Raw genomic sequence first — 15,766 nt, 5'->3', positions numbered from 1 at the left:
CGTCCACCCCGGAATGCCGGGCCTCGCCACCCGAAGCTCCTGCGTTTCTGGGGTGATGGTGCGGCGCGGCACGCTCGGCGCCCCGACGGGATCGACACCCGCCGGGATCGCAGGGCGCCTCAGAAATGCAGGAGAAACGGGCGCGGATGCGACCGGATCCCGGGGAATCCGGGGTTCGGTCGACGGAACTCCTGCATTTCTGGGGTGGCGGAGGGGCGTGCGGCGGAGGCGCGCCGGGATCAGCGGCCGGAAGGCCAGGGGCGGGCCGGCGGGCCCACGTAGAGCTGCTGGGGGCGACCGATCTTGGTGCCGGGGTCGGCGTTCGCCTCGCGCCAGTGGGCGATCCAGCCGGGCAGTCGGCCGATCGCGAACAGCACCGTGAACATCCGGGTGGGGAAGCCCATCGCCTTGTAGATGACACCCGTGTAGAAGTCGACGTTCGGGTACAGGCGTCGCTCCTGGAAGTACTCGTCGTTGAGGGCGATCTGCTCGAGCTCCTTCGCGATGTCGAGCAGCGGATCCTTCACGCCGAGGTCCGCGAGCACCTCGTCGGCGGACTCCTTGACGAGCTTCGCGCGCGGGTCGTAGTTCTTGTAGACACGATGCCCGAAGCCCATGAGGCGGATGCCGTCCTCCTTGGCCTTCACCCGCTCCACGAACTTGCCGACGCTCTCGCCCGAGTCGCGGATGCGGGCGAGCATCGTGAGCACCGCCTCGTTCGCGCCGCCGTGGAGCGGTCCGTAGAGGGCGTTGATGCCGGCCGACACGGACGCGAACAGGTTGGCCTCGGTCGAACCGACCAGGCGCACCGTCGATGTGGAGGCGTTCTGCTCGTGGTCCTCGTGCAGGATGAGCAGCCGGTCGAGCGCCTTCACGAGCACCGGGTTCACCTGGTACAGCTCGGCGAGGTTGCCGAAGTTGAGCTTGAGGAAGTTCTCGACGAAGTCGAGCGAGTTGTCGGGGTAGAGGAACGCCTGCCCGAGCGTCTTCTTGTGCGCGTAGGCGGCGATCACCGGCAGCTTCGCGAGCAGGCGGACGGTCGACAGCTCGACCATCTCGGGGTTGCGCGGGTCGAGGGAGTCCTCGTAGTAGGTGGACAGCGCGGAGACGGCCGACGACAGCACCGACATGGGGTGGGCGGTGTGCGGCAGCGCGGAGAAGAAGCGCTTGAGGTCCTCGTGCAGGAGGGTGTGGCGGCGCACCTTCTCCGAGAACTCGGCGAGCTCGCCCTGGGTGGGCAGCTCGCCGTAGATGAGCAGCCAGGCGACCTCGAGGTAGGTGGAGTTCTGGGCGAGATCCTCGATGGCGTAGCCGCGGTAGCGCAGGATGCCTTCGTCGCCGTCGATGTAGGTGATGGCGCTGCGGGTGGCGGCGGTGTTCACGAACCCGGGGTCGAAGGTGTTGTGCCCGGTCTGGCGGGTGAAGGTCGACAGGTCGACGACGTCACGGCCGTCGGTGGCGCGCAGCACGGGGAACTCGGCGATGCGGTCGCCGAGCTGCAGTGTGGCCTTCTCGGCGCCTGTCGTCTCGCTCACCCATCCACCCTACCGGCGGCCAGGCGTGCCGCCGCCTCGCCGATCCTCTCGTCGGTCGCGGTGAGCGCCACGCGCACGTGGCGGTCGCCTGCGGCGCCGTAGAACGAGCCCGGCGCCACGAGGATGCCGAGGCGCGCGAGCGCCGCGACGCTCTCCCAGGAGTCCTCGTCGCGGCTCGCCCACAGGTACAGCCCCGCCGCGGAGCCGTCGATGCGGAACCCGGCCGCCTCGAGCGCGGTCGCGAGCTGCTCGCGGCGGGCGCGGTAGCGCTCCTTCTGGGCCGCGACGTGCGCGTCGTCGCCGAGCGCCGCCACCATCGCGGCCTGCACGGGGGCGGGCGGGATGAGGCCGAGGTGCTTGCGGGCGGCGAGCAGTTCGCCGACCAGGTCGCTGCATCCGGCGACGAATCCGGCGCGGTAGCCGGCGAGGTTCGACTGCTTCGAGAGCGAGTAGACCGAGAGGGTGAGGCGACGCGATCCCTGCGTGACCTCGGGGTGCAGGATGCTCGGGGTCGGCTCATCCGATCCCCAGTCGAGCTCCGCATAGCACTCGTCGTTGGCGATGACCGCGCCGAGTTCGCGCGCCCGCACGACGGCGCGGCGCAGGAACTCGAGCGAGTGCACGCGCCCGTCGGGGTTGCCGGGGCTGTTGAGCCAGACGAGTCGCGTCGCGTCCGGCCACTCCTCGGGCTCGTCCGAGGAGAGAACGGTGGCGCCGACGACCGCCGCGCCGACCGCGTAGCTGGGGTACGCGGCGGTGGGCTGCACGACGACGTCGCCCGGTCCGAGCCCGAGCAGGGTCGGCAGCAGCGCCACGAACTCCTTCGAGCCGATGGTGGGGATCACGTTGGCGACGCTGAGGTCCGGCACGCCGCGACGGCGGGAGTACCAGTCGACGATCGCCTCGCGCAGCTGCGGGGTGCCCGAGGTCAGCGGGTAGGCGTGGGCGTCGGTCGCCGCCGCGAGCGCCTCGCGCACGGCCTGCGGCGTCGGGTCGACGGGCGAACCGACCGAGAGGTCGACGATGCCGCCGGGATGCGCGCGCGCCTCATCCGCGTAGGGGACGAGGAGGTCCCAGGGGAAGTCGGGGAGCGCGAGCGTCATGCCTTACTCGCCCTGGGGCGGGAGCGCGGTGACGAGCGGGTGGTCGCCGGCGATGACGCCGACCTTCGCGGCGCCGCCCGGCGATCCGATCTCCTCGAAGAACTCGACGTTGGCCTTGTAGTAGTCGGCCCACTGCTCGGGCAGGTCGTCTTCGTAGTAGATGGCCTCGACGGGGCAGACCGGCTCGCACGCCCCGCAGTCGACGCACTCGTCGGGGTGGATGTAGAGCATGCGGTCGCCCTCGTAGATGCAGTCGACGGGGCATTCGTCGATGCAGGCGCGGTCCTTGACATCCACGCAGGGGAGGGCGATGACGTAGGTCACCTGTTCATCCTATTCCGTGTCCGACGGCGCTTCCGGCCGCGGGACGGGCCGCGGGCGCGGCCTCGGCCAGGCGACCGCGACGGCCGCCACGAGGGTCGGGCCGACCCCCCACACGACTCCCAGGGCGTCTCCCGCGATGAGCACGGATCCGCCGCTCGTCTGCAGCGACAGCACGGCCACGGCGAGGAGCACCCCGAGCGCTGCGGCGCCCGCGGCGAGGCGGCCCTCGAACGCGAGCCGCAGGCCTGCGATGAGCGCCGCGACGATGAGCAGCCCTGCGATGAGGCCCCACGGCGGCAGCTGCCGGTGCGTGAAGGTGGTGATGACGCCGACGGCCGCACCGACGGCGAACGCCAGCACGCCGATCCCGATCTCCACGAGGATGCGGGGCGTGCGGCTCATATCGCCACGATATCCCGCCGCATTGGACACCGGGGCGAGGCGGGCGTAGGGTGATCGAGCGGTAAGGATAGCCTTACCGAAATCCCACCCCCGAAAGCTCCCGTGCTCGCCAACGCGCTCATCGGCCTGAGAGAAGGCCTCGAAGCCGGCCTCGTCGTCGGCATCCTCGTGGCATACCTCAAGAAGCTCGGGCGGGACGAGCTGCTGCCGCGCCTGTGGATCGGGATCGGCATCGCGATCGCGGTCTCGCTCGGCGTGGGCGCTGTGCTCACCTGGGGCCCCTACGGCCTGAGCTTCCAGGCCCAGGAGCTGCTCGGCGGCGGGCTGTCGATCGTCGCGGTCGGGCTCGTCACCTGGATGATCTTCTGGATGCTGCGGCACGCCCGGGGCCTCCGCGGCGAGCTCGAGCACGAGCTCGACGACGTGCTCGCGCGAGGCGCCAACGGATCCGGCTGGGGTCTCGTGCTGCTCGGGGTCGTCGCGGTGGGCCGCGAGGGCGTCGAGACGGCGCTCTTCGTGTGGGCGAGCGTCAAGTCGACCGGCGAGCCCGTGCTCGGCACGATCGGCGCCGTGCTCGGCATCCTCGCCGCGGTCGTCATCGCGTACCTGATCTACCGCGGCTTCGTGCGGATCAACCTCGCGGTCTTCTTCCGCTGGACGGGCCTGTTCCTCATCCTCGTCGCCGCCGGGGTGCTCGCCTACGGCATCGGCGACCTGCAGGAGGCCGGCCTCATCCCCGGCTGGGGTCAGCCCGCCTTCAGCCTCGCCCACCTCGTGCCCGCCACCAGCTGGTACGGTGCGCTGCTCGCCGGCATCTTCAACTTCACCCCCGAGCCCAGCTGGGCTCAGTTCATCGCGTGGCTCGCCTACATCGTCGTGACGAGCGCTGTGTTCCTCCGCCTCAGCCGCCGCTCCCCCCGCCCCGCCGCACCCGCGGCGGCCCGCGGGCCGAGCGGCAGCCCGTTGCCGTCCCGTGCGGCACCGGACGCGGTGGAACCCACAGCCTGAACCACCCGTCAGCATCGCCCCGCCCGGTTCCGGGCACCCATCACCGAGGAGACCCATGCCCATCCGTCCCGCCCGTCCGCTGGTCGTGGCCGCCGCCGCCGGCGTCGTCGCGCTCGCCCTCGCCGGCTGCGTGCCGAACACGCCCACCGGCACCGCCCTCACGGTCGACATCACCGACACCGAGTGCAACGTCTCGGCGTCCACCGCCACCGCGGGTGCCGTGACCTTCGAGCTCACCAACAACGGCACCGACGTCAACGAGTTCGAGATCCTCGCCGACGACCAGCTGCGCATCGTGGGCGAGAAGGAGAACGTGACGCCCGGCCAGACCATCAGCTATGTCGCGCAGCTCGAGCCCGGCACCTACTACACGGCGTGCAAGTTCCAGCTCGTGGGCGCCCCGACGGGCGTCGCCGAGTTCACCGTCACCGGTGAGGCGCAGCAGCTCGACGCCGACACCCAGGCCGCACGCGACGAGGCCGTCACCAACTACATCGCCTACATCCGTTCGCAGGCCGGCGAGCTGCTCCCGCAGGTGAAGGCCTTCGTCGACGCGTACGTCGCCGGGGATGACGACACCGCGCGTGCGCTGTTCGCCTCCACCCGCGTGTCGTACGAGCGGATCGAGCCGACCGCCGAGGCGTTCGGCGACCTGGACCCGAAGATCGACTACCGCGAGGTCGACGCCGTGGCCGAGGGCCTCGACTGGACCGGCTTCCACCGCATCGAGAAGGACCTCTGGGCTCCCGCCGAGGGCGACCTCAACTCGGACGGCACGAGCGCGCTGCTCGACTGGGCGCCGTCGACGCCGGAGGAGCGCAAGGCCTTCGGCGACGGGCTCGTCGCCGACGTGCAGCAGCTGTTCGACCTCGTCTCCGACCCCGACTTCACCGTGACGCTCGCCGACATCTCGAACGGTGCGATCGGCCTGCTCGACGAGGTCGCGACCGGCAAGATCTCGGGCGAGGAGGACTGGTGGAGCCACACCGACCTCACCGACTTCGCCGCCAACGTGCAGGGCGCCGAGGTGGCCTTCGGCAACGTGAAGGCGATCGCCGCCGCGTCCGAGGATGGCAAGGCGCTCGTCGCCGAGATCGAGACCCAGTTCGCCTCCCTCGAGAAGGTGCTCGCGCAGTACGGGAGCCTGGAGGACGGCTTCACGTCCTACGATCAGGTGACCGATGCGCAGCGCAAGGAGCTGTCCGACGCGGTCAACGCCCTCGCCGAGCCGCTCTCGCAGCTCACCAGCACCGTCCTCGGAGTCTGATGACCGAACCCGCCGACCACGAACCCGATCCCGCTGATCGAGTAGCGCCGAAGGCGCGTATCGAGATCACCCGGCGAGGCCTCCTCGGCCTCGCCGGGGCGGGGGCCGCCGGGATCGTGGTCGGCGGGGCCGCCGGCGCCGGGATCGCGACAGCGATCGCCGGCGCCGCGGCGTCTGCGGCGGACCGCAGCTACGACTTCTACGGCGAGCACCAGGCCGGCATCACGACGCCCGTCCAGGACCGCCTGCACTTCGCGAGCTTCGACCTGGCGGAGGGTGCCACGCGCGCCGACCTCGAGAGCCTGCTCGCCGACTGGACCGCGGCGGCGGCGAGTCTCACCCGCGGCGAGGAGATCGGCGAGACGGGCGCGGTCGGCGGCTCCCCCTACGCACCCCCGGAGGACACGGGCGAGGCGCTCGGCCTGGGACCGGCGGGCCTCACCCTCACCTTCGGCTTCGGGCCGAGCCTGTTCGTGGATGCCGACGGCGTCGACCGCTTCGGGCTCGCCTCCCGCAAGCCGGCCGCCCTCGAACCGCTCCCCCGCTTCGCGGGCGACGCGCTCATCCCGGCCTCGAGCGGCGGAGACCTGTGCATCCAGGCCTGCTCCGACGACCCGCAGGTGGCCGTGCACGCCATCCGCAACCTCAGCCGCATCGCCTTCGGGCGCGCGGCGCTCCGCTGGTCGCAGCTCGGCTTCGGGCGCACCTCGTCGACCTCGGTCACCCAGCAGACGCCCCGCAACCTGTTCGGCTTCAAGGACGGCACCGCCAACCTCAAGGCGGAGGAGCACGATGCCGTCGTCGACAACGTGTGGGTGTCGGCCGATGCCGGCCCCTCCTGGATGGTCGGCGGCAGCTATCTCGTGGCCCGCCGCATCCGCATGATCATCGAGAGCTGGGACCGCGTGCAGCTCAACGAGCAGGAGACGCTCGTCGGCCGTACGAAGGGCGACGGCGGCCCGCTCTCCGGCGGCGGCGAGTTCGCGGCCCCGGATTTCGCGGCACTGCGCCCCGACGGCACCCCGAAGATCGACGCGGCCGCCCACGTGCGCCTCGCCCACCCCGACGTCAACGGCGGCATCCGGCTGCTGCGTCGCGGCTACAACTTCGTCGACGGCAACGACAGCCTCGGACGGCTGGATGCGGGGCTGTTCTTCCTGAGCTTCCAGAACGACCCGGAGCGCTTCGTCACCGTGCAGCGCTCCCTCGCGCGCGACGGCCTCAACGAGTACCTGCGGCACGTGGGCTCGGCGGTGTTCGCGATCCCGCCGGGGATCCGCCCGGGTCAGTCGATCGGCGACGGGCTGCTGAACTGACGCGGGTGCGCTGATCTCGATCAGCGGGGTGCGGCACCGCGCTTCGCGCGGCACTCGATCAGCGTCTCGCGGCCCGCGCTCCCGCCCCGCGGAGCACGCAGCAGCCTAGGCGTTCGCGTTCTGGCGCTTGAGGCGCGAGGTGGCGCGGGCGCGCTCGGTCTGGTCGAGCACGACCTTGCGGATGCGCACCACCTCCGGCGTCACCTCGACGCACTCGTCCTCGCGGGCGAACTCGAGAGCCTCCTCCAGCGTCAGACGCCGCGAGGGGGTGAGCTTCTCGAAGTTGTCGGCCGTCGAGGAGCGCATGTTGGTGAGCTGCTTCTCCTTGGTGACGTTGACGTCCATGTCGTCGGCGCGCGAGTTCTCGCCGATCACCATGCCCTCGTAGACCTCCTGCGTCGGCTCGACGAAGAAGCTCATGCGCTCCTGCAGGGCGATCATCGCGAAGGGGGTGGCGACGCCCGCGCGGTCGGCCACGATCGAGCCGTTGACGCGCGTGGTGATGTCGCCCGCCCACGGCTCGTAGCCGTGCGAGATGGCGTTGGCGATGCCCGTGCCGCGGGTGATGGTGAGGAACTCGGTGCGGAACCCGATGAGGCCGCGGCTCGGCACCACGAACTCCATGCGCACCCAGCCGGTGCCGTGGTTCGCCATCGACTCCATCCGGCCCTTGCGGGCGGCGAGCAGCTGGGTGATGGCGCCGAGGTGCTCTTCCGGGGCGTCGATCGTGAGGTGCTCGTAGGGCTCGTGCACCTTGCCGTCCACCTGCTTGGTGACGACCTGCGGCTTGCCGACGGTCAGCTCGAAGCCTTCCCGGCGCATGTTCTCCACGAGGATGGCGAGGGCGAGCTCGCCGCGACCCTGCACCTCCCACGCGTCGGGGCGGCCGATCTCGACGACGCGGATGGAGACGTTGCCGATGAGCTCCCGGTCGAGGCGGTCCTTGACCATGCGGGCGGTGAGCTTGTGGCCCTTGACCTTGCCGACGATGGGGCTCGTGTTGGTGCCGATCGTCATCGAGATGGCGGGCTCGTCGACGGTGATGGCGGGCAGCGGACGGATGTCGTCCGGGTCGGCGATGGTCTCGCCGATGGTGATGTCCTCGATGCCGGCGACGGCGACGATGTCGCCCGCGGATGCCGACTCGGCCGGGTAGCGGTCGAGTGCCTTGGTCTTCAGCAGTTCGGTGATGCGCACGTTGGAGTGGGAACCGTCGTGGCGCACCCAGGCGACCGTCTGGCCCTTCTTGATGGTGCCGGCGAACACGCGCAGCAGCGCGATGCGGCCGAGGAACGGCGAGGCGTCGAGGTTGGTGACCCAGGCCTGCAGCGGCGCCTCGTCGTCGTAGCTGGGCGCCGGCACGTGCTTGAGGATGGCGTCGAAGAGCGGCTCGAGGTCGTCGTTGTCCGGCAGGGTGCCGTCGGCGGGACGGTTCCAGGAGGCCGCCCCGTTGCGTCCGGAGGCGTAGACGACGGGCACGTCGAGGATGGCGTCGAGGTCGAGGTCGGGAACGTCGTCCGCGAGGTCGCTCGCGAGGCCGAGCAGCAGATCCTGGCTCTCGTGCACGACGGCGTCGATGCGGGCGTCCGGGCGGTCCGTCTTGTTGACGGCGAGGATGACGGGCAGTTTCGCCTCGAGCGCCTTGCGCAGCACGAAGCGGGTCTGCGGCAGCGGGCCTTCGGAGGCGTCGACGAGCAGCACGACGCCGTCGACCATCGAGAGGCCGCGCTCGACCTCGCCGCCGAAGTCGGCGTGGCCGGGAGTGTCGATGACGTTGATCGTGACGGGGCCGTCGGTGGCGTGGAGGCCTGCGTAGGTGATCGCCGTGTTCTTGGCGAGGATCGTGATGCCCTTCTCGCGCTCGAGGTCGTTCGAGTCCATGGCGCGCTCCTCGACGTGCTCGTGGGAGCCGAAGGAGCCGGTCTGGCGGAGCATGGCGTCGACGAGGGTCGTCTTGCCGTGGTCGACGTGGGCGACGATCGCGACGTTGCGCAGGTCGGAACGGTGGGCGATGGGCATGCGGGAACCTCAGGATGCTGGGAGGGGAAGTCGGATGGCGGCGCCGTCAGCGGGCCGCGACCCCTCCATCCTACCGGTGATGGGTACAGTGACGCCGTGAACTCCCGGAGAGACGACGCCCTGCACGTGTTCGAGCATCTCGACTTCACCCCGCTCGAGGTGTCGCTGCCGCGCGGCCCGGGGTGGAGTTGGCGACTCTCGCGCGCCATGCCCGCGTGGCTCGACACCGTCTCGGTCGTGGTCGCGATGGCCGCCGGGTCGACGGCGATCTTCGCGCTCGTCATGCTGCCCGGGGCGGATACCGGGGGGAGGCGGCTCTTCTACGCGCTCTGCGGCGTGGCCGGGGTGCTGCTCGTGCTCGCCGTGATCGCCGGGCACATGGGCTGGAACCGCCGCTACGGTCGACGCGTGGTGCCGGTGAACCCGGAGCTCGCGGCCTTCGCCGCGGCCAACGGGCTCGACTACCACGCCACGTCGGTCGTCGACACCTCGCTGCCTCCTGCGGCCGGCCAGGATGCCAACGTGCAGCGCGTCTCCATGCGGCTGCGCCCGGCCGAGGGTTCGCCGTGGCCGCCGTTCGAGATCGGGTACCGCATCTTCCACCGCCCGGTCCCGCCCGACTTCGTGCCGACCGAGAAGCGGCCGTATCCGATCACCATCGACTACGGCTGGTATGTCGCGGTGCCGCTCCCCCGCCGCCTGCCGCACATCGCCCTGCTGCGCCGCTCCGAGCTGTCGGACACGAATCTCGACCTCCACGCCCGCTACTCGATGGGCATCGAGTTCGATCAGACCTTCACGCTCCTGTGCCCTCCCGGCTACGAGCGCGACGCGCTCTACCTGTTCACGCCGGATGTCATGGCGGCGATGCTCGACGACGCCGGCGCCCTGCAGTGGGGAGCCGAGGTGCTCGACGACCGGCTGTTCTTCCGTTTCCCCGAGTCGCCGCTGCGCAGTGCGATCGTCGAGGAGGATCTGCGACGCGCCTTCCTGCTCATCGAACGCACCACGGCGGAACTGCGCACGCAGGCCGAACGCTACAGCGACAGCCGGATCGGCGAGCGCACGCTCGACCGGGTGACCGACGCCGGTCGACGGGTCGGCACGCGCGTGCGACCGACGATGGTCATCGCGGGGGTCGGGCTGCCGCTCATGGTGCTGGCGCCGTTCGCGATGGTGATGGTCGGCGCGTTCGCCGCCTGAGCGTCAGCCGGTTCGGGCGCTCCCGCCGGGGGCGACCGGCGTCCACGCCCACGCGTGCTCGAGCACGCCGGGGGCGAGCGGCGAGCGCGTGACGCCCGCGACGCGCTCGGAGACCACCGTGAGGACGGGGTGGGCGAACAACGGCAGCCCGTAGGCCTGCTGCCACAGGAGTGCGTCGAGCTGGGTGAGCAGTGCGGTGCGCTGGGCGGGGTCATCGGTGGCGGCGAGCCGGTCGATGAGGCCGTCGGCCTGGGGGTCGGCGAAGTGAGTGAAGTTGGCGACGGCGGAGTCGCTGCGGTACACGGCCGACACCGCGGAGGGACCGAGCCGCGTGGTGTCCCAGGCGTAGAGGGCGGCGTCGTAGGCGCCCGCCACACCCAGGAGCCCTCGCCAGTCGTCGCGGGAGCAGTCGGTGACGCGGAATCCGGCGCGCTGGGCGCTGTCGCGGATGAGGGCGAACTCGGCTGCCCGGCGCGCGTCGGCGGGGTCGTAGAGGATGCAGACCTCGGGCGAGACGAGCCCCGCGCTCGCGAGGAGGGCGGTCGCAGCCTCCACGTCGACGCCCGCGTGCTCGCGCGCGCCGTTGCCCGCGATCGCGTCGGCGTAGCCCTCGTCGCTCGGGCGCAGCACGAAGGAGTCGAGCAGCCGCTCGTCGGGGCTCACGGGGACGACGATCTCGTCGAGGATCTGCTGCCGAGGCACGACGGCGAGGAAGGCCTGGCGCACCCGCAGCTCGCCGAACAGCCCGTTCCGGGAGTCGGCGAACTGCAGCTCGAGATGCTCGAGGGTGCTCGCGGCCCCGGGCACCACCCGCACGCCCGGGATCGCGGCGAGGCTCGCGGCGAGGGCCGGGTCCGGGACCGGGGTGGCGACGTCGAGCCGGCCGGCCGCGAAGCGCCGGGTCAGTTCGGCGGGGTCGTCGACGGTCGTGAGCGTGATCGTCTCGATCGCCGGACGCCGCGATCCCTCGTAGCGCGGGTTCGCGGTGAGCGTGACGCTGCCGTCGGCGACCGCGGTCACCCGATACGGCCCCAACGCCGCGAGGAGCTCGGGTTCGGGCGTGCCCCCGGTGAGGTCGAAGCCGCGGTTCCACACCTCGGCGATGCGTGTGAGGGCGCCGGTGTCCCGGTCGAGGATCGCGGCGCGCGCGGCGCGCACGGCTCCGGCCGCGGCGTCGCGGTCCGGGTCGGCGGTGGCGGTGTCGGTCGCGGCGGCGGCGTCGTGCCGCAGCGGCAGCTGGAGGGCGCGCGCCGCCACCACATGGAGCGGCAAGCCGGGCGCGAGGACGGTCTGCCATCCGGCGGTGTAGCTGTCGAAGTGCACGAAGAGCGAACGGCCGTCGTCGCCGAACTGCGGGGTCTGCCTCGCGAGCTCCAGGCCGTGCGGGGGCGCCGCGTCGAAGTGCACCACGCCCTCCGGGAGCGGCCCGACGCGCCCCGTCTCGGGGTCGGTGGATGCGTCGGCCCCGGCATCCGGGGTGTCGAGCGCCCCGGATTCGGCGGCCCACGCCAGCAGCAGGTCGTCGGGGGTGACGGGAACGCCGTCCGACCAGGTGACGCCCTCGGCGATCGTGTACCGCACGGTGAGCGGGTCGCGCGCGGTGATGGTCGCCGTGCCGAAGCTCGGGTCGGGCACGAGCGCACCGCGATCGTCGTGCGAGGCGAAGCCCGACCCGGTGAGGGAGGCGATGTCGGCGTTGAGCGCGGAGGCGCGCCCGAAGGAGCTGTCCGCGTTGAGCGAGGTGAACGCGCCGCTCACGGCGACCGTGACCGAGCTGCCCGCGACGGTGCGGCTCGGCGGCGTGCAGCCGACGAGCGCCGCCCCCGTCAGGACGACGGCGACGACGCTCGCGACGGCTCGGATGCGCACGCGACCCACCCTAGGCGGGCGCGGGTGCTCAGTGGGCGAGCTCGATATCGGCACCCGGGATGGCGGCGAGCAGGTCGCGCGTGTACTCCTCGCGCGGGTTCTCGAACACCTCGTCGACGGTCGCCTGCTCGACGATGCGGCCCTTCTGCATGACGCTCACGTGGTCTGCGATCACGCGCACGACCGCGAGGTCGTGGGTGATGAACAGGTAGGTGAGTCCCAGCTCGGCCTGCAGGTCGGCCAGCAGGTTGAGCACCTGCGCCTGCACGAGCACGTCGAGCGCGGAGACCGCCTCGTCGAGCACCACGATCTCCGGCTTGAGCGCGAGTGCGCGTGCGATCGCGACACGCTGCCGCTGTCCGCCGGAGAGCTCGTTCGGGTAGCGCGTCAGCACCGTCTCCGGCAGCGCGACCTGGTCGAGCACCTCGCGAACGCGCGCCTTGCGCGAGGCCGCGTCCCCCACCCGGTGCACCTTGAGCGGTTCGGCGATCGTGTTGCCGATGTTGTGCAGCGGATCGAGCGAGCCGTAGGGGTCCTGGAAGACGGGCTGCATCTTGCTGCGCAGCGCGAGCAGGTCGTGCCGGCTGAGCGCGGAGATGTCCTTGCCCTCGACGAGGATCGAGCCGGAGGTGATGTCCTCGAGACGCAGCAGGAGCTTCGCCGCGGTCGACTTGCCCGAACCGGACTCGCCCACGAGCGCCATGGTGGAGCCCTTGGGCACCTGGAACGACACCTTGTCGACGGCCGTGAACGGGATCGAGCGGGGTCCGCCGGTGCGGATCTTGAACACCTTGGTCACATCGCGGAACTCGATCACGGGCGGAGCGTCGGGCGCGGGCGCCTCGACCGACTTCTCGGCGACCGACACGAGGTCGAGCGAGGGGTCGGTGCCGTCCGCCTCGACCGTCGTGAGCGCCGCCCCCGACGAGACGGCGGACTGGATGCGCTTCGAGGCGAGGCTCGGCGCGGCCGCGACGAGGCGCTTCGTGTACGGGTGCTGCGGGTCCTGCAGGATGTCGCGGGCCGGGCCCGACTCGACGATGCGCCCGCGGTGCATCACGACGAGGTTCTCGGCGCGCTCGGCGGCGAGACCCAGATCGTGGGTGATGAAGATCACCGCGGTGTTGCGCTCCGCGGTGAGCTGCTCGAGGTGGTCGAGGATCTTCTTCTGCACGGTGACGTCGAGCGCGCTCGTGGGCTCGTCGGCGATGAGCAGCTTGGGGTGCGACGACAGGCCGATGCCGATGAGCACGCGCTGGCGCATGCCGCCCGAGAACTCGTGCGGGAACTGCCGCAGCCGCTGGTCGGCGTCGGAGAGGCCCGCCTCCTTGAGCACCTCGATCGCGCGCTTGCGCACCTCGCGCTTGGACCGCGCGAGGCCATTGGCGCGGATCGTCTCCTCCACCTGGAAGCCGATGCGGTGCACGGGGTTGAGGGAGTTCATCGGATCCTGCGGGACCAGACCGATCTCCTTGCCGCGCACCTCCTCCATCTCGGTGCGCTTGAACTGCGCGAGGTCGCGGCCCTCGAAGAGCACCTTGCCGCCGGTGATGCGGCCGCTGCCGGGAAGCAGGTTGATGATCGCGTGCGCGGTCGTCGACTTGCCGGATCCGGACTCTCCGACGATCGCGACCGTCTCACCCGGGTAGACGTCGAAGCTCACGCCGCGCACGGCCGGCACGAAGCCGTCCTGCGTCTTGAACGCGACCTGCAGGTCCTGGACCTGGAGCAGCGGTTCGAGTGCGCTCATCGTGCCGCCCTCGCCTTCGGGTCGAGCGCATCGCGCACGGTCTCGCCGAGCATGATGAACGCCAGCACGGTGATCGACAGGGCGATCGAGGGGTAGATGAGCGTCTGCGGCGCGGTGCGCAGGCTCGTCTGGGCGGCCGAGATGTCGTTGCCCCACGACATGTAGATGTTGTTGGGCAGGCCGACGCCGAGGAACGACAGGGTCGCCTCCGCCGTGATGGCGCCCGCGAGACCCACCGTCGAGATGATGATGACGGGGGCGATCGAGTTCGGCATCACGTGGGTGAACATCGTGCGCACCCGCGAGAGGCCGATCGCCTCCGAGGCCATCACATAGTCGAGCTGTTTGACCCGTAGCACCTCGGATCTGAGGATGCGCGCCGTCGACGGCCAGCTGAAGAAGCCGATCGCGAGCGAGATGATCCAGATGCTGCGCTCGTGCAGGAACAGCGACATGATGACGACCGCCGCGAGGATGTACGGGATCGCGAAGAAGATGTCGCCGAGACGCATCAGGAACGAGTCGAGCCATCCGCCGAAGTAGCCGGCGAAGGCGCCGATCACGATGCCCATGATCGCCACGAGCACGGTCACGATGATGCCGACCGAGAGCGAGGTGCTCGTGCCGTGCAGGATGCGCGAGAACACGTCGCAGCCCTGGAGGGTGAACCCGAGCGGGTGGCCCGGCAGCGGTCCGTGGTTGGAGATGCGGGTGCCGATCGGGACGCCGAGCGCGTCCGCCTGGGCCTGGTTCTGCACGCTGAGGATGCACCCGTCGTTCGGCGGGACCGGGGTGAACACCCCGGGGAACAGCGCCACGAAGACGATGAAGGCGATGATGACGGCCGACAGCCAGAACATCCAGCGCCCGCGCAGGTCGCGCCAGGCGTCGAGCCAGAGGTTCGACTTGCGGTCGCTCACGCGCACCGCGTCGACCGCGCCGAGGCCTCCCTCGTCGACGTCGGCGACGTAGCGCGGGGCGGTGCGGACGGGATTCTTACTTGACATAGCGGATCCTCGGGTCGAGCACTCCGTAGAGGAGGTCGATGGCGATGTTCACGAGCACGTAGACGATGACGAGGATCGTCACGATGGAGACGATCTCGGGGGTGTCGTGGCGGTTGATCGCCTTGAACAGTTCGTTGCCGACGCCGGGCACGTTGAAGATGCCCTCGGTGACGGTCGCGCCGACGATCAGGATGCCGAAGTCGGCGGCGAGGTTCGTGGTGACGGGGATCATCGAGTTGCGCAGGATGTGCACGGGCACGACCCGGCCCCGCGAGAGACCCTTGCCGTACGCCATCCGCACGAAGTCGTTCTGGCTCGTCTCGATGACGGAGGCGCGGGTGAGGCGCACGACGTAGGCGAGGTTGAGGCCGGCGAGCACGATCGCGGGGAGGATCAGATCGCTCCATGGCGCGCCTGCCCCGACGGTGGGGCGGAACCAGCCGAGCTGGATGCCGAACACCCACTGCGCCACGAAGGCGAGCACGAAGACCGGCATCGAGATGATGAGCAGGGTCACGATGAGGGTCGCGTGGTCGAAGATGCCGCCCTTGCGCAGACCCGAGATGAGACCCGCGAGCACACCGATGATGAGCTGGATGAGCACGGCGAGGAGCGCCAGGCGCAGGGTCGTCGGGAAGGTGCGGGCGAGGATCTCGTTGACCGACTGGCCCGCGTAGGTGGTGCCGAGGTTGCCCTGGAGCACATCGCCCAGGTAGAGGAAGTACCGGGTCAGGAACGGCTCGTCGAGGTGGAACTTGGCCTCGAGCGCCGCGATCTGCTCGGGCGAGGGGGTGCGGTCGCCGAACATGCGGAGCACCGGGTTGCCCGGCAGCGCGAACACCAGCGTGAAGATGATGAACGTCGAGCCGAAGAACACCGGGATGCCCTGCAGCAGGCGTCTGACGATGTACCAGAACATAAGGGAATCAGCGTTTCAGAAAATCGGGGATAACGCACCCCGTG

General features: G+C 70.7%; 13 protein-coding genes. 4 read left to right on the top strand and 9 right to left on the bottom strand.

Annotated elements, in window-relative coordinates:
• Positions 1 to 239 precede the first annotated feature (239 nt).
• The 4 genes from FLP23_RS06130 to FLP23_RS06115 are packed head-to-tail and all read right to left on the bottom strand — an operon-like array spanning position 240 to position 3,364.
• The gene (locus FLP23_RS06130; protein ID WP_149325038.1) at positions 240 to 1,535 is read right to left on the bottom strand and encodes a citrate synthase; all 1,296 of its coding nucleotides are present in this window, start codon (positions 1,533 to 1,535) and stop codon (positions 240 to 242) included.
• Positions 1,532 to 2,638, bottom strand: a complete 1,107-nt coding sequence (gene dapC / locus FLP23_RS06125) for a succinyldiaminopimelate transaminase (RefSeq protein WP_149325037.1) — start codon at positions 2,636 to 2,638, stop codon at positions 1,532 to 1,534. Before dapC ends, FLP23_RS06130 begins: the two co-directional genes overlap by 4 nt.
• Before the next feature lie 3 nt (positions 2,639 to 2,641).
• Complete coding sequence (gene fdxA / locus FLP23_RS06120) at positions 2,642 to 2,962, bottom strand: ferredoxin (protein WP_149325036.1); 321 nt, start codon at positions 2,960 to 2,962, stop codon at positions 2,642 to 2,644.
• A 9-nt stretch (positions 2,963 to 2,971) separates the two neighbouring features.
• Positions 2,972 to 3,364: a hypothetical protein gene (locus FLP23_RS06115; protein ID WP_149325035.1), complete on the bottom strand. Its 393-nt coding sequence runs from the start codon at positions 3,362 to 3,364 to the stop codon at positions 2,972 to 2,974.
• A gap of 102 nt (positions 3,365 to 3,466) precedes the next feature.
• Here FLP23_RS06115 and efeU point away from each other — a divergent pair, with 102 nt between their 5' ends.
• Genes efeU through efeB form a run of 3 tightly spaced genes read left to right on the top strand, consistent with a single transcriptional unit; the run spans position 3,467 to position 6,955 of the window.
• Complete coding sequence (efeU, locus tag FLP23_RS06110) at positions 3,467 to 4,372, top strand: iron uptake transporter permease EfeU (protein WP_149325034.1); 906 nt, start codon at positions 3,467 to 3,469, stop codon at positions 4,370 to 4,372.
• A 55-nt stretch (positions 4,373 to 4,427) separates the two neighbouring features.
• Positions 4,428 to 5,639, top strand: a complete 1,212-nt coding sequence (gene efeO / locus FLP23_RS06105) for an iron uptake system protein EfeO (protein ID WP_149325033.1) — start codon at positions 4,428 to 4,430, stop codon at positions 5,637 to 5,639.
• Positions 5,639 to 6,955, top strand: a complete 1,317-nt coding sequence (efeB, locus tag FLP23_RS06100) for an iron uptake transporter deferrochelatase/peroxidase subunit (RefSeq protein ID WP_149325032.1) — start codon at positions 5,639 to 5,641, stop codon at positions 6,953 to 6,955. The genes efeO and efeB overlap by 1 nt, the downstream gene beginning before the upstream one ends.
• A 105-nt stretch (positions 6,956 to 7,060) precedes the next feature.
• On the opposite strand, the gene typA is transcribed toward efeB, so the two are convergent.
• Entirely contained in the window at positions 7,061 to 8,974 is a 1,914-nt protein-coding gene (gene typA, locus FLP23_RS06095; RefSeq protein ID WP_149325031.1) for a translational GTPase TypA, read from the bottom strand.
• A gap of 96 nt (positions 8,975 to 9,070) precedes the next feature.
• Here typA and FLP23_RS06090 point away from each other — a divergent pair, with 96 nt between their 5' ends.
• On the top strand, positions 9,071 to 10,177 hold the full coding sequence (locus tag FLP23_RS06090) for a hypothetical protein (protein ID WP_149325030.1): 1,107 nt from the start codon (positions 9,071 to 9,073) through the stop codon (positions 10,175 to 10,177).
• 3 nt (positions 10,178 to 10,180) lie between these two features.
• Here FLP23_RS06090 and FLP23_RS06085 read toward each other — a convergent pair whose 3' ends face one another.
• The 4 genes from FLP23_RS06085 to FLP23_RS06070 are packed head-to-tail and all read right to left on the bottom strand — an operon-like array spanning position 10,181 to position 15,722.
• Positions 10,181 to 12,046, bottom strand: a complete 1,866-nt coding sequence (locus FLP23_RS06085; protein WP_168200390.1) for an ABC transporter family substrate-binding protein — start codon at positions 12,044 to 12,046, stop codon at positions 10,181 to 10,183.
• A 28-nt stretch (positions 12,047 to 12,074) separates the two neighbouring features.
• Complete coding sequence (locus FLP23_RS06080; protein WP_149325028.1) at positions 12,075 to 13,796, bottom strand: ABC transporter ATP-binding protein; 1,722 nt, start codon at positions 13,794 to 13,796, stop codon at positions 12,075 to 12,077.
• Positions 13,793 to 14,803, bottom strand: coding sequence for an ABC transporter permease (locus tag FLP23_RS06075; protein ID WP_149325027.1), 1,011 nt, complete (start codon positions 14,801 to 14,803; stop codon positions 13,793 to 13,795). Before FLP23_RS06075 ends, FLP23_RS06080 begins: the two co-directional genes overlap by 4 nt.
• Positions 14,793 to 15,722, bottom strand: coding sequence for an ABC transporter permease (locus tag FLP23_RS06070; RefSeq protein ID WP_149325026.1), 930 nt, complete (start codon positions 15,720 to 15,722; stop codon positions 14,793 to 14,795). Before FLP23_RS06070 ends, FLP23_RS06075 begins: the two co-directional genes overlap by 11 nt.
• Positions 15,723 to 15,766 lie beyond the last annotated feature (44 nt).

It is taken from the genome of Protaetiibacter larvae (assembly GCF_008365275.1).
Lineage (GTDB): Bacteria > Actinomycetota > Actinomycetes > Actinomycetales > Microbacteriaceae > Homoserinibacter > Homoserinibacter larvae.
This window is presented reverse-complemented; position numbering and strand designations above follow the sequence as displayed.